Genomic DNA, 20,406 nt, shown 5'->3' on the forward strand with positions numbered 1-20,406 from the left:
CTCAAATGATTTGGAGAATTGGAATGTAAAACAAGGGGCGAACACGCGGAGCCTATACTTAATAGGTGAGCATGTGAGTTCCTAGAGCTTTGCAGAGCCAATTTTTCAAATAAAACGAGTATATTTGGCCATGTAGCTCAGTTGGTAGAGCAAAGGACTGAAAATCCTTGTGTCGTTGGTTCGATTCCGACCATGGCCACCACTTCTTAATCACTCCCCATTAATTAGCTTTTTAAAGTAATTGATTTTATAAGACCAGAAATAATTTTCATTACTTTTTAAGACTTTTATATCTAGAGCAAAATCATTCTAATCATAGATGAAAATTAGCTTTACAAAACTACTGCCAAGTTGTAAATATAGACAATTTATATAAACTTAAGGATGAAAATAAAGTAGAATTTATAGCTAATAGGCGAATAACATGTAATAACTTTTTTGGTTTATAAGGTAGTAATTAATGCATATATTATTTATTGACGAGTCAGGTGATCACAATCTTACAAAGATTGACCCTTCGTATCCTATTTTTGTACTTGGAGGTGTAATTATAGAAAAAAATTATGCTGATAATGAATTAATATATGAAATGAATAAATTTAAGCAAAAAGTTTTTGGTACTACAGATATTATATTGCATACTGCAGAAATATGCCGTAATAAAAACAAATTTTTATGTCTCAAAGATAAAGATTTTAGAGAGTTTTTTTATCAAGAATTGAATAACTTAATGAATAGGCTGCAATATAAAGTAGTTGCTTGTGTAATTCATAAAAATAAGCATTTAGATAGTTATGGCTTTGCTGCACTTGATCCATATATTTTGAGCTTGAATATATTATTAGAACGTTTTGGTTATGAATTATCAAAAGGGAATCAAGGCGTAGTAGTTGCTGAAAGTCGTAATATTGTTTTAGATAATCAATTAAAAATAGCTTGGGAAAATTTAAAAATACAGGGTACAAGACATTTTAAAGCAAAATATTTAAAAAAACGTATTTGTGACTTCAAGTTAGAGAATAAAAAAAATAATATTGCAGGATTACAATTGGCAGATTTAGTAGTATCGCCTATAGGGCGTTATATAATCGGTAAAAAGGTTCAGGAAGATTTTCAAATTATTAAACAAAAATTCAGAAAAAATGATAAGGGAATTTATGATGGGTATGGATTAGTAGTTTTACCTAAATAACCAGCGTTGATAGCGGTCGTTACCCGCTACGCAGTTAACGACCTTGAGCTAATAGTAACATAAATTAATGCTATGTGCAATAATCATTTTATTTTCCTACATTGATCAGCTTTTTTAAATAATTGATTTTATAAGACCAGAAATAATTTTCATTACTTTTTAAGGCTTTTATATCTAGAGCAAAATCATTCTCATCATAGATGAAAATTTTAATTAATTTGAGGTAGGATAAAGTACCAAAAATAATAGAGCGAAATAAACCCAAATAGGATTTTGGTAATTGTTTATCAACAAAACTTCAAATAAGTCAATCTGATTTTGTAAGTCTTATTTAATGGATTGGTGTAGAGAAATACCAAAATGATAAGTACAGCTATGTATAAATAATAGATCAATGAGTAGATAGCAGTTTATAAAAATCAGCCGCTAAGAAAAGCGATCCGGTTATTATGATATTTGCTTTATTATCGCCATTTATTTTTTTTATGTCCATAATTGCTTCTTCAAGACTTTCACTAGCAGCAAAATCAATACCGGTTTTGCTTGCCTCTAAGGCTATTATCTCAGCATTATAGCTTAATGTTTCAGATAAAACTTTAATACCATAACCTTTAGTTATCAAACCTTTGAAGTAAGCACAAAACTCTTCTATATTGCGGTTTTTAGTCATACCGAGTATTAAATATATCGGTGATTTTAAATTATCACGAATCCACGCTGTTAAGGCTTGGGCTCCACTATTATTATGAGCTCCATCCACCCAAATTTGTACGTTATCACCTATTAATCTGGAATATTTTTGCGGATCAATTTTCTCGATTCTAGCAGACCAAATAGTATTTTGTAGACCCTTAGCAATAGCCTCATTATTAATATTAAATTGTTTATTAATAAGACTTATTAGTGCAATAACACTGGCTGCATTGATCAACTGATGATCACCAACTAAAGAGGGAGTAGGAAATTCATGTGTAAAATTTCGTGATGAGTAAATAAATCCGTTATCCGTTTTTTGTATACCGAAATCATATTCATAACAAAAGGTGGGGGCTGCTAAATTTTCTGCTTTTGCAAATAATATTTCATGAACTTCGGGAACTTGTACGCTTATAACACAAGGCGTGCCCTGCTTCATAATGCCAGCTTTTTCAAAAGCTATTAGCTGCAAGGTTGACCCTAGCACATGCATATGATCATATGAAATGGGGGTAATTAACGTAATTAACGGCTGATCTATTACATTTGTTGCATCAAATCTACCGCCGAGTCCTGTTTCTAAAATTAATATATCAGCTTTATTATTCGCAAATGCTAGAAAAGCGGCAGCTGTCGTTCCTTCAAAAAAACTAGGTTCAATATTAAATTTCTCACTTACTACCCTTACATGTTCACAAACTTGCCATAATTCATTATCTGAGATTTTCTCACCTGCTACTACAATTCGCTCGTTAAACTCTAATAAATGCGGGGAAGTATAGCAATGTACTTTATAGCCGGCGGTCGCAAAAATGCTTTTTAGCATAGCACTGCTTGAGCCTTTACCATTCGTACCTGCTATATGTATTACAGGAGGGAGCTTTAAATGAGGATTACCTAAAGCTTTTAAAAGGCTATTTATATTTTCAAGGTCATATTTAATTTGGTTTTTCCAGTTTGGTTTTGGTACTGGAAAATGCGGCATGAACATTTTTTTGATTTTTTTATGAATAATAGAGTTATATAAGACTTTAAAAGCTCAAGATAGAAAAAGATTTAAAAAATCTTATTATTGCATGGATTGGTTTTTCCGTCATTGCGAGGAAATTACCAAGTAATTGTACGTACGCAATCTAGTTAAAAAATGCTATAAATTAGCATTTTTTGTTATTTTTTCTGGATTGCCATGTCGCTACGCTCCTCGCAATGACGATTTGGTATCCATGCAGCAACGCCAGACAAGCCACGGGATGACAGGGAGAGAATGATCCACGCAAGCAAGCCTTAAGCGGGAATGACATATAATAGCTAATTTTTCAAGTTCAACTAGTATATTTGACTTTTGGTTTTACCACGTTAATAAGCCCAATTAATAAAGCTGATTTAATTATACCAGGTATTATAAAGGGTAATACACCGCCGTAAAATGCACCGCTTGCTCCTATCATTTTAGCAAGCCACATCCAGCCTAAACTCATAATGATAATATTACCGATCAAACATAAGGTAATTTGATTTAATAGCTTATTATTAATAAAAATTTTATCTTTTAAGCTTGCCATAACGTATACAGCAATTATAAAGCCTGCTAGATATCCAGCGGTAGGACCGAATAATATTCGTAAGCCACTGGAAAATTCTCCAAATATAGGCATTCCTACTACTCCAAGAGTTATATAAGATAATATCGTTAAAGGGGCAGTGGTCTTATTATATGTAAGCCCGATAAACATAACTGCAACGGTTTGCAATGAAATAAATATCGGCTTCATAGGTATTATTATTTGCGAACAAATCGCAAGCAATGCTATCCCTAACGCTATTTCTATTGTTTGCCTTTTTAATAATGGAAAAGAGATCGAACTAAGTTGCATAAGCTATCTCATATTTTATTTTTAAGTAAGTAACTAAATATAATGATATAGGCTCGTTGTCAACAAATGAAAATAATTATTTTAGTTTTCTTCCACAGAATCTAAATCAAGCTTTTTATACATTTCTTGATAAGAAGAATATTCATTTATGTTTAAGCCATTAACTGATTCTTCTAATATTTTGATGGATTCTGCATTCAGTTCCTTTTCTTGTTTTTTCTTATTATCCATAATACTGTATATTTATAGCTGGTATGAGCTTTTAGAAATCTAAATCTGTATAATAGCTTGGTGGAGTAAAGCCTGGGATTCTATCTTGCAATAATAATCTAAAAGCGGGTCTTGATTTAATTAGCGAATACCAATGTTTAATAACAATCCATTTATCCCAATAAATTTCACTAAAATAATCAAGTACGGATAAATGACAAGCTGCTGCAATATCGGCAATAGTTAGGGAGTCTGAAACTATATAACTTCTTTTCTCAAGTAAGCTAGTCATATATTCTAGGTGATAATTTAGGTTATTTTTTGCAGCACGTAAAAATTCAGTTCTCGGGCTACTCATTTTAGCGATTGATCTTATAACTTTTTCATCGATAATAACTTTTGTAACTTCACGATAAAATTTATCATTAAACCAAAAGAATAATCGCCTGATTTCACAACAAACATCTACATCCTCATCTAAAAAATTAAAATTTGGATATTTGCTATGAAGATATTCTACCAAAGGATAAATACCAACTACAGATAAGCCATATTGTTCCTCTAAAACAGGCAATGTTCCGGCAGGGTTTATTTTCAGAAATTCTTTATTAAACTGCCAATAATCTTCTTTAATTGTAGTAAATTGTATATCTAATTCTTTTAAAAAGACACGAGCTTGTCTTGAGATGGGACAAATAGGATAATGATATAATTTTTTCATTAGGGGTTTAACATATATATTTATGTTCTTAGTGTCATCCCGTGGCTTGACCACGGGATCCAGCATAAAGCGAGATAAATTGAGCTTTTAATATAGCGAAAAAATTATTTCATAATTTTTAACTGGATCCCGTGGACAAGCCACAGGATGACAGAATAAGGTCTATAAGCCGGATTCTGTACGAACTATAAATAGCTCGTTGTAGTTATTTATCTAGGATAAACGTTATCGTTTACCTCAAGCAATCTACCCGCATTACAAACCGGTTAGAGATACCCGGGAGCTTATAAAAGCTCTGTAACGCCTATTTGATTTTGCTCTTGGTGGGGTTTACCATGCGTAACTTGTTACCAACTTACCGGTGTGCTCTTACCACACCTTTTCACCCTTACCGTAATATAGAATATATTACGGCGGTTTATTTTCTGCGGCACTTTCCCTAAAGTAATATTACTCCGCCGGGCGTTACCCGGCACCATACCTCTATAGAGTCCGGACTTTCCTCGTAATTTTTTAAAAATCACGCAACTACACGACCTATTTAGATTATGCTAAATTTTCACAAATTAGTCAATATTTACTATTAACAATAATTTAACGTTGCCACTATTATTAGCATAATGTATAAATAGGGTTTAAGTTCCAAATACCATCAATAATTATTAGCAAATTTTATATATATATGAAAAAATTAATTTACTATTTTGGTAGTAACGGTAGCGATGGAAACGCTAGTATGAAAGATATACTTGGTAATAAAGGAGCTGGGCTTGCTGAAATGTCTAACTTAAAATTACCTATACCTGACGGCTTTACTATCACTACTGAACTTTGTAACTATTTTTATACTCATGATAATAGCTTTCCTAAAAATTTTAGAAATGAACTAAGAACAGCTGTAGAAAAACTTGAAGCCACCACCGGCAAAGTTTTTGGAAGCACCAAAAATCCTTTATTATTATCGGTAAGATCAGGCTCTATTGTTTCAATGCCTGGTATGATGGACACCATACTTAACCTTGGAATGAACGATGAAGTTTGTGCAGCTCTTGGAGAAGTATGCAAGGACAAAAGATTTGCCTTTGATAGCTATAAAAGATTTCTAGAAATGTATGGAGCAACTGTTTTATCCATACCAAGTGATTTATTTGAACAAATTTATGAAAGACATAAGATTCAAGCCGATATTTATAGAGATAGCGATGTTACGCCAGAATTATTAGAAAAAATCATTGAAGACTTTAAAAAATTACATGTAAAATATGCAGAAAAGTTAATAATCGATCCTTACGAACAGTTAGAATCGGCAATTAAAGCGGTACTTAATTCTTGGATGAGTAACAGAGCAGTTATATATAGAAAAATCAACAATATTTCCGAAAGCTTTGGCACTGCTATCAATATACAATCTATGGTTTTTGGTAATTTAAGCAAAACTTCAGCAACAGGAGTTATTTTTACTAGATCACCCTCTACAGGTGAAAAAAAGCTTTTTGGTGAATTTTTGATAAATGCTCAAGGGGAAGATATAGTATCAGGCACTAGAACACCTTTGCCTATTATTTCTGATGACTCAAATTCCATGAAAGCAACAATGCCGAAAGTTTTTGATGAATTATCAAAAATTTCTGAAACTTTAGAGAAGCATTATCTAGATATGCAAGATATAGAGTTTACTATAGAAAACAGCAAGCTTTATATATTACAAACTCGTACAGCTAAAAGAACTGCCATTGCTGCTATAAAAATTGCTGTACAAATGGTGGAAGAAAAGCTGATCTCTAAAGAACAAGCTTTAATGCGAATCGATCCTGAGTCGTTAAACCAATTATTGCATACTCGTATAGATTATAGCAAAGGTCTTACATCTATTGCAGATGGATTACCTGCCTCCCCAGGTGCCGCAACTGGTATTATCGTATTTTCACCTTATGATGCTGAAAAACTATCACATCACCATAAAGTGATTTTAGTAAGGCACGATACTAGTCCTGAAGACATTAACGGCATGCATGTTTCCTCAGGTATTTTAACAATACGAGGTGGTATGACTTCACATGCTGCGGTTGTAGCAAGAGGTATGGGCAAGCCATGCGTTTGTGGAACTAATAATTTAGTAATAGATGAGAAAAAACAAACATTAACAGCTGGCGATCTGGTACTTAAACAAGGCGACATTATCACAATTGACGGCGGTACAGGTAAAGTTTTTTTAGGAGCAGTGCCATTAATTCAACCTACTTTTAGTGAAGAATCAAAACTAATTTTAGAATGGGCAGATGAGACAAGTGAACTAAAAATTCGCACCAATGCCGAAACAGTAAGTGATGCTTTAGTATCAGTAAAATTTGGTGCTAAAGGCATTGGTTTATGCCGTAGTGAACATATGTTCTTTGATAAAAACAAAATTCCTCTAGTACGGGAAATGATTATTGCCCCTGATATAGATAGAAGAAAGCTTGCTGTGCAGAAATTACTACCTCTTCAAACACAGGATTTTAAAGCTTTATTTAGAGTGATGGGCGATAAACCGGTAAATATTAGATTACTTGATCCACCATTGCATGAGTTTTTACCTACAACTGAGGAAGATAAGAAAAATCTAGCAAGTAGTTTAAATTTGCCATTATCGATGATTAATCAACGTCTGCACGCTATGCATGAGGTAAACCCTATGCTTGGTCATCGTGGTTGTAGACTTGGTATCTGCTCACCAGAAATTTATCAGATGCAAGTGGAAGCAATCTTTACAGCTATTTTTGAGCTCCATAAAGAAGAAAATATTGAGTGTAAATTAGAATTAATGATTCCTTTAATTAGTAATGTTAATGAAATCAAGAAGCTTAAAGGTGATATTTATGAAATGATTCATGAGCTAGAAGAGCGTTATGAGCATAAATTTTCTTTTAGTTTAGGTACTATGATTGAGTTACCAAGAGCAGCACTTAACAGTAAAAAGATAGCTGAAGAAGTTGATTATTTTAGCTTCGGTACTAATGATTTAACCCAAACTACATATGGAATTTCCAGAGATGATATAGCCTCTTTCTTACCTTATTACTTAGAAGAAAGAATCTTCGAGTCCGATCCATTTACTACGCTAGATGAAGAAGGAGTAGGAGAATTAATTGAGATTGCTATAAAACAAGGAAAAAGCAGCAACCCTAGCTTAAAGCTGGGTGCTTGTGGCGAGCATGCTGGACACCCTGCTTCTATAGAATTTTTTCACAGAATGAATTTAGATTATGTTTCCTGCTCCCCTTATCGTATTCCAATCGCACGAATCGCCACCGCACAAGCTAAAATTAAACATGGATAGTCTTTTTGTCATTGCGAGGAGATGCGAAGCAGAGGGCGGAGGCAATCTCACCAAATATCCTGAGATTGCACACGTACAAAACTTACAGTTTCTCCTCACAATGACGAAAAACTGGATTACTATATCTAATGTATTTCCATCCAATTATTACCAGCTCTAATTTCGGTAATAATTGGTACATCCATATTGGTAGAATTCTCCATAATTTGTTTGATAATCGGCATTATCGTTTCTACTTCATCTATTGGTGCTTCAAATAATAGCTCATCGTGAATTTGCAACACTAATCTAGTTTTAAGTTTACGCTTCTCTATTTCTCTATCAAGTAGGGTCATCGCTATTTTGATTATATCGGCATTAGTCCCTTGAATTGGGGCATTAATAGCGGCACGCTCGGCAAATTGCTTGAGTCTTTTATCATTAATTAGCGGCACAAAACATTTACGTCCGAAGAAATCAGTAACATATCCATTTGCTTGAGCAAAGCTTTTAGTCGCTTCCATATATTCCTGCACGCCTTTATATTCAGCAAAATATTTTTTGATATATTCAGCAGCTTCACTATTACTAACATTTAGCTGCTTTGCAAGCCCAAACGCACTTATCCCGTAAATAATACCAAAATTTATAGCTTTTGCTTTACGTCTATGTTCGCTAGTTAACTCCTCTTTTTGTAAATTGAAGATCTGACAAGCAGTTTGAGTATGTATATCATCTTTATTAATAAATGCTTGTTTTAAAGCCTTTATATCTGCGATATGGCTTAATATTCTAAGTTCTATTTGCGAGTAATCCGCTGATATTAATTTATAGCCTTGCTCTGCAATAAAAGCTTGCCTGATTTTATTCCCCTCCCCCGACCTAATAGGTACATTTTGCAAATTAGGCTCTTGTGAGCTAAGCCGTCCTGTAGTAGTGGAAGTTTGCAAAAAAGTGGTATGAATCCGGCGGGTTATATTATCTATTTGCTTTGGCAGACTATCAGTATAAGTATTTTTTAGCTTGGTAAGCTGACGCCATCTTAGCAATAAATCAGCGATAGGATAACCTTGCTCGCTAAGCTTTTCGAGTATATCAGCCCCTGTTGAATAGGAATTTGCTTTAGCAGAAGTTTTACCGAATGGTAATTGCATCTTTTCAAATAAAATTTCACCTAATTGTTTTGGTGAACCAATATTAAACTTCGTACCACTTAAAGCAAAAATTTCTTCCTCAAGCTTTAATATTTCTGTTCCAAATTCACTAGATAATTGATTCAAATAATTTGCATCCACCTTTATGCCGGCTTTTTCCATTTTATCTATCACAAAACAAACAGGTAAATCGATTTCTTTATAAATTCTAAAAGCCTTGTTATCTTTTTTAAGCTCTAAAATAGTTTGCTGATAAAGATCGGTAAAATTAGCTACTATTTTTGCTGCCTCTTCTATTTCTAACGCTTCAAATAAATTCTTTTGCGGCAGACCTGCGGATAGTGCATAATTCATTAGCTCTAAATCTTCAATTGCTTTAATTTGCTCTGCCCTACTAGCATAAAATTTCAGCAGAGATTTTAGTGAATAAGTGATTTTCTTTATTGACTGGTCAGTTAGTAAATTAAAAATAATATCTGTAAACCATTCATTATCAGCCTTAGAATTGTAAGAAAAAAGATCATTGGTCCCATTTGAGATTTTAATAATATAAGCTTGATTTTTTAGGGATAAAATAAATGCAATATTAGCTCCTTTATTCTGCAACAAATATATGCCAAATATCCCTGCTTTTTTAGCCTTTTCAGCGAAAGCTTCAAGCTCAGCTTTATTACTGATTTCTTTTATCTCTACGGCTTTTTCTTCTATTACTTCTTTATGTTCACTAATTTTAATGTCAAATAAATTCTCTGCTCTTTTATATAAAGATTTAAAGCCATATTCGTGTAGAAACTCTGTTAATTTATTATGATCAGGTGGCGACCATTCCAAAGCATCTAGCTTGAAATCCATGTCAACATTATAATCCAGCCCAATTAACTGCCATGAAATTAGAGCAGCTTCCTTTGAGTTTTGTAGCGTCTCACGTTGTTTTATGCTTGAAACTTGCTCTAGGGAATTAAAGATATTCTCAACTGTACCAAACTGGGTAATAAGGCTGCTTGCGGTTTTTGGTCCTATTGACGGCACACCAGGGATATTATCAGATTTATCACCGATTAAAGCCATCACCTCACGTAACTTATCAGAAGTAACGCCGAATTTTTCAACAACATTATCTTCTGTAATATATTTGGCTTTTAGCGGATCATATATTTTTACATTGTCATTCATTAACTGCAATAGATCTTTATCGGAAGATATGACCACTACTTCTTCTCCAATAGAAGCGGTTTTAGCTGCAAAAGTTGCTATAATATCATCAGCTTCAAAGCCATTTTTTTCTAAAATTGGGAAGTTTAAATTTCTTGCAACATCACGCACTAATGGCAATTGTGCGATCAAATCCTCAGGCGGTGGTGGACGATTAGCTTTATATTCAGGATAAATTTCATGACGGAAATTTTTACCGCCGCTGTCAAACACTACTGCTGCATGTTTCGGCTTAAAGTCGTTAAGTAGCTTTAGCAGCATTGAGGTGAAGCCATAAAGAGCTCCTACAGGCTCACCTTTTGGGGAAGTTAAAGGCTGTTGTGCATAATATGCTCTGAAAACAAATCCGTATCCGTCTATAAGCAGTAAAGTATTTTTCTTGGTCATTTTGTATGAGAATTAAAGATAAATGATAATATAATAATGAATTAAGCTCCTGATTTCAATTTAAGAATTTTACTCCTCTTTTTTTTAATCTCTGCTATATTCTATAAATGCCTTAGTGTCATCTAGTTGCTTGATTGGGTGGATCAGTCTTCTGTCATTGCGAGGAGAAACACAGTTTCGACGCGGCAATCTCATGAAGCCCTGTGCTATTTTACGAGATTGCCACGCTCCTTACAGTCGCTCGCAATGACGACTTTTGACCCGCACGGCGGGGTGGCAAGGGCGGAGTTAACCCAAATAAATTACTTTTTAGCAGAAATGCATTATGTTTAAATTACTAAACCCTCATTATTTTGATAAATTGTCAAAAATAGTAATTCCTATATTGGCAATATTGACTTTTCTAACATCGGCTATTGGTCTTTACTTAGGGCTAGTAGTTTCCCCGCCTGACTATCAACAAGGCGAATTCGTACGTATTATGTATGTTCATGTGCCTGCCTCTTGGATGGCACTCGCTATTTATGTCTTTATGGCAGCCTGTAGCTTCAGCTATTTAGTATGGAAAACTACTATGTCATATTTGCTTGCGGTAGCTGCTAGCTATATCGGGGCTACTTTCACCTTAATTAGCTTAGTAACAGGCAGCATATGGGGAAAGCCTATATGGGGAGTATGGTGGGTATGGGATGCTCGGCTTACTTCAATGTTAATATTATTCCTACTATATTTAAGTTACATTATAATAGTTAATAGTGCAGAAGATATAAGAAAAGCCCAGAACCCTGCTTCTATTATTGCCCTTATTGGGCTTATTAACATACCAATAATAAAATTTTCGGTAAATCTCTGGTATAGCCTGCACCAGCCAGCTAGTGTTTTAAGATTAGGCTCACCAACTATTCACTCATCAATGCTAAAACCTTTAATGATAATGTTTGTAAGTTTTATATTATATTTTTTGTTAATATTATTTTTAAGAACCTCTATATTAATCAACAAAATTAAAAACCGATAAAAAAATGACCTACGTTGTAACTGATGAATGCGTGAAATGTAAATATACTGATTGTGTTGAAGTATGTCCGGTAGATTGTTTTTATGAGGGTGAATTTATGTTAGTCATCAATCCGGATGAATGTATAGATTGCGGGGTATGCGTGCCTGACTGCCCAATAGATGCAATAAAACCTGAAACACCAGAATTGATTGAATGGGTAGAGCGAGCAAAACACTTTATAGAACATGAGAAATGGCAAGTCATTACTAAGAAAAAGCCCGCACTACCAGATGCTGATAAATTCAAAGATGAAAAAGATAAATTTAATAAATATATTGGTGTATAAAAGGACTAATTATCTATTTGTGTCTATTTTGTCACAAACTTATCTAAAGTTTTTGCTTTAATCTATTAAATTTATATATTAATGTAGCACTATTAATAATAGTATGTTATACCAGCCCTAAAGATAGCTTTTTATTAATTAATTCAAATTATTGAGGTACTAAAAATGAAAAAATTACTTTTAATAGCTGCTACAAGTGCAACAGTTTTATCTTCAGCCCTTTCATTCGCTGATTGCGGGAATGATAGCTGGTATTTAAGAGTAGATGCTGGTGCGGCAATGTTCAATAAAGAAAAGGATAGCCAAACTGGTCTTAAATTAAAATCTAATACAGCTTTTACTGGTGATATTGGTGTTGGTAACTATATTGCAGAAAATTTCAGAGCTGACTTAACTTTAGGTACTACATTCAGTGGTAAATTAAAGAAGTCTGGCAATGTCAATGGAACTAATCGTTCATCAAGCCACAAGCCTAATATCACACGTTTACTTATTAATGGTTACGTAGATCTATCTAATTTTGAGATGTTTGATGTTTTTGCTGGTGCTGGTATCGGTGCTACAATGCTGAAAGAAAAAGTTTCATATTCTCAAAATATTAATAATGTTACTGTTTCTAATTCTTATTCAAGCAAAAACACAACTAACCTTGCTTACAAACTAACTTTAGGTGCTTCTTCACAAATTTCTGATGGAGTTAAAGCAGAGTTAGCTTATAGCTGGATAAGTGATGGTAAGGCAAAAGGCGGGACTGTAAAAAATCCAGCAGGACAAAATGTGCAAGTTAAAGGAACACGTTATCAAAGCCATAACCTAACTGTAGGTTTAAGATTTGATATATAATCAAATAATAAGCGATATTTAATAGTTTCAAGTAATTAAAATAACTTTTCTATTACTTGGAACTATTTTTCATTAGATTTAGGTAATAATCTTATCTAAAATTTAATTTTAATAACTAACAAATAATTTAAGGAATATTAATAATATGAAAAAATTACTTTTAATAACAGCTGCAAGTACAGCTATTTTATCTTCAGCTGCAATATTTGCTGCTACTGATCCTTGCGAAGGAGTTGTGATGAATGCCCCTATGACTGATTCAGCTATGAATTCATCAATGCCAGCATCAGCTATGGAAAATCTATGGTATCTAAAAGTAAATGCTGGTGCTGTGATTTTTGATAGCCAAAAAGATAAGCCTACAGGAATAAAAATGAAGTCTAACACTGGCTTTACTGGCGAAATCGGTGCAGGTTACTATATCATGGATAATCTAAGAACTGATTTTACAGTTGGTTTAGTAACAAGTAATCATTTAAAAAAATCAGCAAATGATAAAAAGGGTGATAGAGTTTCAGTAAAACACAGACCTAATATTGTAAGCTTCTTATTAAATGGTTATGTTGATGTAGTTGATTTAAATATGTTTAAAGTTTTTGCTGGTGCTGGTATTGGTGCTGCAATGGTGAAAGAAAAAATTTCATATGCATACGCTGATCCTGCTATCGCTGCTACTAAAAGTGGTAAAGTAAATGTTAAAAATAAAACAAATTTTGCTTATCAACTATCTTTAGGTACTTCATTTGAAGTTGCTCAAGGCGTAAAAGCTGAGCTAGTTTATAGCTGGAGAGATTACGGTAAAACAAAAACTAAAGCTGTTACTAAGAATGGTGAGTCAGCAAGATTTGGTGGAACACGCTATAGAGGTAGTAACTTAATGGCTGGTCTAAGATTTGATATGTAATTTTTTACATCTTTAAATCCCTAAATCCAAGAAAAGAGAGTCTTTAGTTTCCTAAAGGCTCTTTTTTTATACACTCACGTCATTGCGAGGAAAAACTGTAAGTTTTGACGAAGCAATCCAGTAAAATGCATAGCATTTTTATTATCTTTTCTAGATTGCCACGCTCATTCATTCGCTCGCAATGACGACTTAGTATCCAGGCAACAAAGCCTCCCGTGGCTTTTACATTAATTGTCATGCCGTGGCGGCATTGCCAGCGTGGATCGAAAAACGCCCTAAGGTAGTCATCCCGTGGCTTGTCCTATAGTACCGGACAGTTATTAAAAAAGCCCCGTCATTGCGAGGAAAAACTATAAGTTTTGACGAAGCAATCTCATCATTATTTCCTGAGATTGCAACAAAGCTTCGCTCCTCGCAATGACGATTTGGAAGACATTTAATATCCTTATAATAATAAAACTGTCCGGTACTATTGGCTTGACCACGGGATCCAGTTAAAAATACTAATAAAATTAGTATTTTTTATTATTTTCTGGATACCGAGTATATTGATATTTCTAGTTGTTTTTCTGGATCATCCATAAATAAATCATGAGATAACATTAAATATTACTGGATCTAGTTAGCAAGCCACGGGATGACAGGTGGGAGAATGATCCACGCTGGCAATGCCAGAAGTAGTAGAAAATATAAAGAGCTTGAGTATAATGTTTGCAAATATGAAAATATTTAATGTAATAAAAAAGAATTATAATATAGAATTTACAAGAATACTAAGTGATAATGGAGCGGAATTTACGTTCCCTAAGAACCATCCATTTGAGAGGATATTATTAGACGCACAGTTATACAAGATCATATAAACCTTAAACTAATGAAAAAATGGCAAGGTTTTGGCAAACAATAAAGGATGACTTATTTTAGTATTTAATTTATTATAATGAAATACGTAATCATCAATCTTTAGATGGACAAACTCCTTTTTGCTTTCTTAAATTCTTGTCAACGATTTACGTAACCTTTACGCAGGATGACATCGAGGATGTTTTTGGGTCTACGCAACAATACTATTTCGCAATAACGGATTGGAAGTTACAAAATTAAATTTATTAACATGTTTAAAATAAAACAAGAAATAATAAACAACACTGTACAAATAGTATTTAGATTGCTGTTTGCGTTATTATGTTTTTTTATAATATTATTTCCTGAATTTGCTTACAAAATTGGTATTAAGAGCAGAATTTTTCCTGCAATAGAAATCATATTTATTTATTATTTTATGACTTTATATTCCTTAAATATGCTCGGAATATTTTTGATAGGATTACTGCTTGATCAAATAAATTCTATGCCTATTGGGACAAATTCCTTAGTTTTTTTATCAGCCTATATAATTTTGAAATTATCTTCAAAATTTTTTGCGGTAAAAAATTATTTAGTAAATTTCATCGTATTTTGTGTTTACTGTTTATTTATCTTGAACTTTAAATATTTACTTGTAACAATGAAAAAGTTAGAAATAGATGGATATTTAGCAATTTTATTTCAATATTTAACAACTATATTTTCTTATAATTTAATTCGTCTTATATTTGACTCTCCTCTAAGTTATTTTAAAAAGCATGCTAAACAAAAAAATATTACATAATGAGCTAATCTCACGTCGTGCTTTTATAATTGGAGCAAGTAAACTTGGGCTTTTATCTTTACTTGGAATGCGGATGTTTTATCTGCAACTTATCAAAAGCGAGGAATATAAGACGTTATCAGATAAAAACCGTATTAATTTTGTTGTGCTACCGCCCAGCAGAGGTAGAATTTACGATTTGGAAAATAATATTCTAGCCACTAATAAGCCATGCTATCAGCTATTAATAGATCGAAGCGTTAATAATAATTATAAAGATGAGCTAGAAATAGTTAGTAAAGTTTTAAACTTATCCGAAGAAAAATATAATTATATCCAGCAAAAAATTAAGAAATCTAGCCGTCACGTGCCTTTGATGATACTCGATCAACTTGATTGGCAACAAGTATCTTTAATTGAAGAGCAGAAACATAAATTAACTAATATATTTATCGATATAGGATATTTAAGATCCTATCCTTTTTCAAATGTGACTTCTCACCTAATCGGTTATCTTGGGCAGATAAATGAACAAGAAAAACAAGGATTGAACGTATATAATTTAAGTGATTTTAATATAGGTAAATCTGGGATCGAAAAATATTATGATGATAAATTGCGAGGGGAGTTCGGTTATAAAAAAGTTGAAGTTAATGCTTATGGTAAACAAATAAGAGAGATTTCTGGCGTTTCTAGTAAATCAGGCAATGATATTCATTTAAATATCGATGTAAATCTTCAACAAAAAATACAAGAATACCTAAATCCACAAGGCTCTTCTGCAATAGTTATGGATACTGAAAACGGCAATGTATTAATTTGTACTTCCTCACCTGCGTTTGAATCAAATAATTTTAGCAAATTATCCGAGAGTTATTGGCAAAGTCTAACTAACGATCCTTATAAGCCTCTAATCAATAAAGTAGTGCAGAATTCTTATCCGCCTGGTTCTGTTTTTAAAATAATTACCATACTTGCAGCATTAGAAGCGGGCATTAAGCCAAACAAGACTTTTTTTTGCAGCGGTACTTCTGTACTTGGTACTAATAGCTTTAGATGCTGGAAACATACTGGTCACGGCACTCTTGATATGTCATCTGCCCTTAAGCATTCCTGTAATACTTACATGTATGAGATCTCTAGGATAGTAGGACCTGACAAAATTCTTGAGGTTGCTAGAAAATTTGGACTAGGCTCAAAAACCGGTATTGATTTAGCCCCTGAAAGTTCAGGCTTCGTACCATCAAAGGAATGGAAAAAGAAAAAACTAAAGCTTCCTTGGTCAATAGGTGATACTTTTAATTTAGCAATCGGACAAGGTTATTTAGGTGTTACCCCCATCCAGCTTGCAAGGTTTATTACAGCTATTGCAAGTACGGGTAAATTATATACACCAAGAATAGCGAAAAATGATCTAGAATATCATAATATTGATATTAACCCTGAAAATATTAAAATAGTGCAGGAAAGCTTGTATAATGCAGTGAATGTTGCGGGTGGTACTGCTTATTATAATAGGATACTCGGGGAAGATAGACAACTTGCCGGTAAAACAGGCACTTCTCAAGTGCAAGGAAAAGCAAATGCTAACGATGATCTTAGCCGTGATTCGATTGCTTGGGAGCGACGTAATCATGCTTTATTTATAGGCTTTGCTCCTTATCATAACCCTCGCTACTCCATTACTGTTTTTGTCGATCATGGAGGTGGCGGAAGTAAAGCTGCTGCTCCCATCGCCCACAAAATCATGTCTGACGTGCTGGATAAGTATACTTGCTGAATTTGAAAAATTGGCGTCGTTGTCTTTTGCTGATAATCCTCACGTATGTTAAATACGCTGCGGTTATCAGCTTCAAGACGCCTTGCTCTTTTCCAAATTGAGCTTCGTCTACCTAATATATTATGACTAAATATGCTTTAGAAATATTTTTAACAAACGAAAAATTTACTTTTAACGAGCTTATTACAAGAGCAGATAATTTTGTAAATAATAATTTCTTCAAACTAGCAAGAATAGCGGATAGTCTAGAGGGGAGTAATTTTGAGTTATTAGGTAAAACTAATAACCCAATCGAAGATAGTAGTGTTAAAATAGCTGGTAGCAACATTGATCATCATTAAAATCTGACATATACCCTTAATACCAAAAATTATATTGAGTTCTACTAATAATTTTATATGTATAGGAATTGACTACATTATATATAATATGCTAGTATGTCAGAGACATTAAAATTTATTAGGTAATTTATGGCTTCATTTGATATATCAGATCTAGAATCAAGATTAAGAAAATTACAAGATAGAGATAATATTCCATCATTGGAAGAATTAGAAGCAAGACTTGCTAAGTTGCAAGATAAGCCTTACGTGCCATCCAAAAAGCCTAGCAGTGAAGCAGAGAAGTTAATAGAGCAAATAGAATCTGAAATTAAATTAGAGAAGAAAAGTAAAGAGCTTAATGATAGACCTAATCAAGAATTGGGTGATAGGCTGAAAAGATTAAAAGAAGACAGACCTAAGAAGCCTGTAATAAATAAACCAAAAAATTTAACTTTTCGTCAGACTAAATCAATTATTGCTGATAGTTTAGATACGCAAGCTAAAATGGCTAGTAAAGCAGTTAAACAAATAAATGAAAAGGAAGCAAAAATACCTTTAATGGATTTTACTACTAAACTATACGATATGAGAGATATAATAGCAAATACACCTGATATATCTAAAGAACAAGAACCAAAATTATTAGACATTATCGCTAATACTTTAAGTAAAATTTATGATGGAATAAAGAAAATAACAACACCCGCTATTAATACTCTTAAAAAGATAGGTAATATTTTTACCGATTCTATCAAATCGCTTTCTAAAAAATCCTCTGATAAGCAAATGGCAGAATCTAAAGCACAATTGAAAGAATTATATAAATCATATGTTGATTTAAAGGGTGTTGATGAAAAGGTAAAAAAAGAATTTCTTAAAAATCATTATAGTCAAATTGATCAGTTACAAACTCCACAACAAATCTTCTTAGAAACTGCTAAAGTTACTAGATCAATAGCAGCTGCCGGAGCAAAAAAAGTACAACAGCATAGCCAAGCTATCAATAGACTTGGCAATTTGCAACCGTCTAACACCCCTAATAATAGAACAAAAACATCAAAGAACAGACAAAGGTAATCAAGCAATTTTATTGCAAAATTCTTGATTAATAATTAGTACCGTACAATTTAAAAAAACACATCATGGGTTATGCGGTTGAAGAGAGCTTGGCAATCCAGAAAAAATAATAAAAAATGCTATAAATTAGCATTTTTTAGCTGGAACTAGACCCCAAGCCACGGCGTGTTGTTGTTAATAGTACCGGACAGTTATTAAAAAAATGTTATATTTTATTCAGGGGTAGGTGACCTTATATGTCATTCTTAGCTAGAAGCGGGAATCCAGAAAAATAAACATAAAAGCAGCAAGTTTTTAAAATTAAAAGCTTAGGTATCTCGCTTTATGCTGGATTCTCGCTTCCGCGGGAAAGCATTGTTGCGTAGATCGAAAAACATGATCGGTGTCATCTAGTTGCTTGGGAACTAGATCCAGAAAATAATAAGAAATACTAATTTTATTAGTATTTTTAACTAGCTCTAGTTCATAAATCACGGGATTACAAGGGAAAATGATCCACGCGGGCAAAGCCTTCACGGGAATGACCTCTAAGTCATCAATAAAGCCTCAGGCAGGAATGACTATTAAGATTAAACAGCCTCAGCTACTTTAGCTTTAGGCTTTTTAGCAATATGCATATGTCTTTCTTTGATTCTTGCCGATTTACCGCTTCTTTCTCTTAAATAGTAAAGTTTAGCACGACGAACTACACCATATTTTACTACATCAATAGCATGTACTACTGGTGAATAAGTCATGAAGCGTCTCTCAACACCTTCACCATGGCTAATTTTACGCACTAAAAACGAAGAGGTAATGCCACGATTTCTTTTAGCAATAACCACACCTTCATAAGCTTGGAATCTTTCAGTCAGCTTTTCTTTACCATCTTTCTCAACTGATCTATCAACTATTTTTACGGTAACTTTAACTGTATCACCAGCTTTAAAATCAGGAATTTTTTTATTTTCAATAAGCTTTGAAATGTTTTCCTGTTCAAAGCGATCAATAATATTCATTTGTTAACTCCTTTCCTTGTCTCTTAAATCTTTTAATAATTCCGGACGACGTAATTTTGTAATCATAAGCGACTGTTCTTTTTTCCATTCATTAATCAATTTATGATTACCGGATAATAAAACACTCGGTACTTTTCGGTTACGCCAAACTTCAGGTCTTGTATATAAGCCGCATTCAAGCCCTCCCTCAAATTCTCCATCTTTCTCAAAAGACTCAGAAGAAAGGGTATTCTGGTTCATTAAAACCCCAGGCAGTAGCCTAATTAAGCAATCAAGAATGGTGAGAGTGGGTATTTCCCCGCCGGATAAAATGTAGTCGCCTACACTAATTTCGGTTATATTATACTCTTCAATTACACGTTCGTCAATCCCTTCGTAACGTCCACACAAGAATATAATATTTGTATCCTGTAACATCTTTTTAGCAAAGCCTTGTGTAAAGACTTTACCGCGAGGTGAGGGGTAATAAATTTTAGCTCCTGGATTTAAAGATAAGGCATGATCTATGGCATCACCCAGCACATCAGGACGCATTATTAGCCCATCGCCGCCGCCATAAGCTTCATCATCAACATTTTTATGCTTGGTTAAACCGAAATCATGGATATTGATAACGTCATACGACCAAATATTTTTTTGCAGAGCTTGCCCAGCCAAAGAATGCCCTAAAGTACCAGGAAACATTTCAGGAAAAACAGTTAAGATAGTAGAGTGTAATATAGACATTGGTAATTAGTTTAGTCTATAGTGCTAACAAATGC

Annotated in this window: 18 protein-coding genes, 1 tRNA gene and 1 other RNA gene; 11 read left to right on the top strand and 9 right to left on the bottom strand. The window is 33.3% G+C overall.

All coding sequences use genetic code 11. The features are described 5' to 3' along the window. Positions 1-126 precede the first annotated feature (126 nt). Together AAHF54_RS06340 and AAHF54_RS06345 are read left to right on the top strand one after the other, a co-directional pair. Positions 127-202 (top strand) — tRNA-Phe (locus AAHF54_RS06340). 258 nt (positions 203-460) lie between these two features. Next, positions 461-1,192 carry a DUF3800 domain-containing protein gene (locus tag AAHF54_RS06345; protein ID WP_341788419.1) on the top strand — a complete coding sequence of 244 codons (732 nt, stop codon included), beginning with the start codon at positions 461-463 and terminating at the stop codon, positions 1,190-1,192. An 88-nt stretch (positions 1,193-1,280) separates the two neighbouring features. Here the strand turns inward: AAHF54_RS06345 and AAHF54_RS06350 are convergent, their stop codons facing one another. The 6 genes from AAHF54_RS06350 to rnpB all read right to left on the bottom strand — a co-directional run bounded on the left by AAHF54_RS06350 (position 1,281) and on the right by rnpB (position 5,237). Further along, complete coding sequence (locus tag AAHF54_RS06350; RefSeq protein WP_342169951.1) at positions 1,281-1,457, bottom strand: hypothetical protein; 177 nt, start codon at positions 1,455-1,457, stop codon at positions 1,281-1,283. Between the two features lie 126 nt (positions 1,458-1,583). After that, the gene (locus AAHF54_RS06355; RefSeq protein ID WP_341788420.1) at positions 1,584-2,879 is read right to left on the bottom strand and encodes a folylpolyglutamate synthase/dihydrofolate synthase family protein; all 1,296 of its coding nucleotides are present in this window, start codon (positions 2,877-2,879) and stop codon (positions 1,584-1,586) included. 331 nt (positions 2,880-3,210) lie between these two features. Further along, positions 3,211-3,762, bottom strand: a complete 552-nt coding sequence (locus AAHF54_RS06360) for a biotin transporter BioY (protein ID WP_341788421.1) — start codon at positions 3,760-3,762, stop codon at positions 3,211-3,213. An 81-nt stretch (positions 3,763-3,843) separates the two neighbouring features. After that, positions 3,844-3,993, bottom strand: a complete 150-nt coding sequence (locus AAHF54_RS06365; RefSeq protein WP_341788422.1) for a hypothetical protein — start codon at positions 3,991-3,993, stop codon at positions 3,844-3,846. 31 nt (positions 3,994-4,024) lie between these two features. Further along, a complete protein-coding gene (locus AAHF54_RS06370; protein ID WP_342169952.1) occupies positions 4,025-4,693 on the bottom strand; it encodes a glutathione S-transferase family protein in 669 nt (222 codons plus the stop codon). Between the two features lie 149 nt (positions 4,694-4,842). Next, positions 4,843-5,237, bottom strand: an RNA gene (rnpB, locus tag AAHF54_RS06375) — RNase P RNA component class A. Between the two features lie 138 nt (positions 5,238-5,375). Between rnpB and ppdK the strand changes: the two genes are divergently transcribed. After that, a complete protein-coding gene (gene ppdK, locus AAHF54_RS06380) occupies positions 5,376-8,012 on the top strand; it encodes a pyruvate, phosphate dikinase (protein ID WP_342169953.1) in 2,637 nt (878 codons plus the stop codon). A 125-nt stretch (positions 8,013-8,137) separates the two neighbouring features. Here the strand turns inward: ppdK and polA are convergent, their stop codons facing one another. Next, positions 8,138-10,744, bottom strand: coding sequence for a DNA polymerase I (gene polA, locus AAHF54_RS06385; RefSeq protein ID WP_342169954.1), 2,607 nt, complete (start codon positions 10,742-10,744; stop codon positions 8,138-8,140). A gap of 325 nt (positions 10,745-11,069) precedes the next feature. Here polA and AAHF54_RS06390 point away from each other — a divergent pair, with 325 nt between their 5' ends. The 8 genes from AAHF54_RS06390 (at position 11,070) to AAHF54_RS06425 (ending at position 18,647) form a co-directional block, all read left to right on the top strand. Beyond that, positions 11,070-11,762, top strand: a complete 693-nt coding sequence (locus tag AAHF54_RS06390) for a heme ABC transporter permease (protein WP_341788426.1) — start codon at positions 11,070-11,072, stop codon at positions 11,760-11,762. 4 nt (positions 11,763-11,766) lie between these two features. Then, positions 11,767-12,090, top strand: coding sequence for a ferredoxin FdxA (gene fdxA / locus AAHF54_RS06395; RefSeq protein ID WP_011477924.1), 324 nt, complete (start codon positions 11,767-11,769; stop codon positions 12,088-12,090). Between the two features lie 165 nt (positions 12,091-12,255). Next, the gene (locus AAHF54_RS06400) at positions 12,256-12,933 is read left to right on the top strand and encodes an outer membrane protein (protein WP_342169955.1); all 678 of its coding nucleotides are present in this window, start codon (positions 12,256-12,258) and stop codon (positions 12,931-12,933) included. Positions 12,934-13,078: 145 nt separating this feature from the next. Continuing rightward, positions 13,079-13,837 (top strand): outer membrane protein, encoded by a 759-nt coding sequence (locus tag AAHF54_RS06405; RefSeq protein ID WP_341788428.1) that lies wholly within the window; start codon positions 13,079-13,081, stop codon positions 13,835-13,837. A 1,114-nt stretch (positions 13,838-14,951) separates the two neighbouring features. After that, a complete protein-coding gene (locus tag AAHF54_RS06410; protein WP_341788429.1) occupies positions 14,952-15,488 on the top strand; it encodes a hypothetical protein in 537 nt (178 codons plus the stop codon). Further along, entirely contained in the window at positions 15,463-17,247 is a 1,785-nt protein-coding gene (mrdA, locus tag AAHF54_RS06415) for a penicillin-binding protein 2 (RefSeq protein ID WP_341788430.1), read from the top strand. Before AAHF54_RS06410 ends, mrdA begins: the two co-directional genes overlap by 26 nt. 122 nt (positions 17,248-17,369) lie before the next feature. Beyond that, positions 17,370-17,588 carry a hypothetical protein gene (locus AAHF54_RS06420; RefSeq protein ID WP_341788431.1) on the top strand — a complete coding sequence of 73 codons (219 nt, stop codon included), beginning with the start codon at positions 17,370-17,372 and terminating at the stop codon, positions 17,586-17,588. Between the two features lie 129 nt (positions 17,589-17,717). Then, positions 17,718-18,647 (top strand): hypothetical protein, encoded by a 930-nt coding sequence (locus tag AAHF54_RS06425; RefSeq protein ID WP_341788432.1) that lies wholly within the window; start codon positions 17,718-17,720, stop codon positions 18,645-18,647. Between the two features lie 569 nt (positions 18,648-19,216). Here the strand turns inward: AAHF54_RS06425 and rplS are convergent. Together rplS and trmD are read right to left on the bottom strand one after the other, a co-directional pair. Then, the gene (gene rplS, locus AAHF54_RS06430; RefSeq protein ID WP_011477875.1) at positions 19,217-19,645 is read right to left on the bottom strand and encodes a 50S ribosomal protein L19; all 429 of its coding nucleotides are present in this window, start codon (positions 19,643-19,645) and stop codon (positions 19,217-19,219) included. 3 nt (positions 19,646-19,648) lie between these two features. Next, positions 19,649-20,371 (bottom strand): tRNA (guanosine(37)-N1)-methyltransferase TrmD, encoded by a 723-nt coding sequence (gene trmD, locus AAHF54_RS06435; protein WP_342169956.1) that lies wholly within the window; start codon positions 20,369-20,371, stop codon positions 19,649-19,651. Positions 20,372-20,406: the final 35 nt, after the last annotated feature.

This window comes from Rickettsia endosymbiont of Seladonia tumulorum (genome assembly GCF_964030815.1).
GTDB lineage: Bacteria > Pseudomonadota > Alphaproteobacteria > Rickettsiales > Rickettsiaceae > Rickettsia.

Bases quoted from the DNA above. Each gene is read 5' to 3' on its own strand.
- AAHF54_RS06345 (WP_341788419.1), top strand. From the start codon at position 461: ATGCATATATTATTTATTGACGAGTCAGGTGATCACAATCTTACAAAG.
- AAHF54_RS06355 (WP_341788420.1), bottom strand. From the start codon at position 2,879: ATGTTCATGCCGCATTTTCCAGTACCAAAACCAAACTGGAAAAACCAA.
- AAHF54_RS06360 (WP_341788421.1), bottom strand. From the start codon at position 3,762: ATGCAACTTAGTTCGATCTCTTTTCCATTATTAAAAAGGCAAACAATA.
- AAHF54_RS06365 (WP_341788422.1), bottom strand. From the start codon at position 3,993: ATGGATAATAAGAAAAAACAAGAAAAGGAACTGAATGCAGAATCCATC.
- AAHF54_RS06370 (WP_342169952.1), bottom strand. From the start codon at position 4,693: ATGAAAAAATTATATCATTATCCTATTTGTCCCATCTCAAGACAAGCT.
- ppdK (WP_342169953.1), top strand. From the start codon at position 5,376: ATGAAAAAATTAATTTACTATTTTGGTAGTAACGGTAGCGATGGAAAC.
- polA (WP_342169954.1), bottom strand. From the start codon at position 10,744: ATGACCAAGAAAAATACTTTACTGCTTATAGACGGATACGGATTTGTT.
- AAHF54_RS06390 (WP_341788426.1), top strand. From the start codon at position 11,070: ATGTTTAAATTACTAAACCCTCATTATTTTGATAAATTGTCAAAAATA.
- fdxA (WP_011477924.1), top strand. From the start codon at position 11,767: ATGACCTACGTTGTAACTGATGAATGCGTGAAATGTAAATATACTGAT.
- AAHF54_RS06400 (WP_342169955.1), top strand. From the start codon at position 12,256: ATGAAAAAATTACTTTTAATAGCTGCTACAAGTGCAACAGTTTTATCT.
- AAHF54_RS06405 (WP_341788428.1), top strand. From the start codon at position 13,079: ATGAAAAAATTACTTTTAATAACAGCTGCAAGTACAGCTATTTTATCT.
- AAHF54_RS06410 (WP_341788429.1), top strand. From the start codon at position 14,952: ATGTTTAAAATAAAACAAGAAATAATAAACAACACTGTACAAATAGTA.
- mrdA (WP_341788430.1), top strand. From the start codon at position 15,463: ATGCTAAACAAAAAAATATTACATAATGAGCTAATCTCACGTCGTGCT.
- AAHF54_RS06420 (WP_341788431.1), top strand. From the start codon at position 17,370: ATGACTAAATATGCTTTAGAAATATTTTTAACAAACGAAAAATTTACT.
- AAHF54_RS06425 (WP_341788432.1), top strand. From the start codon at position 17,718: ATGGCTTCATTTGATATATCAGATCTAGAATCAAGATTAAGAAAATTA.
- rplS (WP_011477875.1), bottom strand. From the start codon at position 19,645: ATGAATATTATTGATCGCTTTGAACAGGAAAACATTTCAAAGCTTATT.
- trmD (WP_342169956.1), bottom strand. From the start codon at position 20,371: ATGTCTATATTACACTCTACTATCTTAACTGTTTTTCCTGAAATGTTT.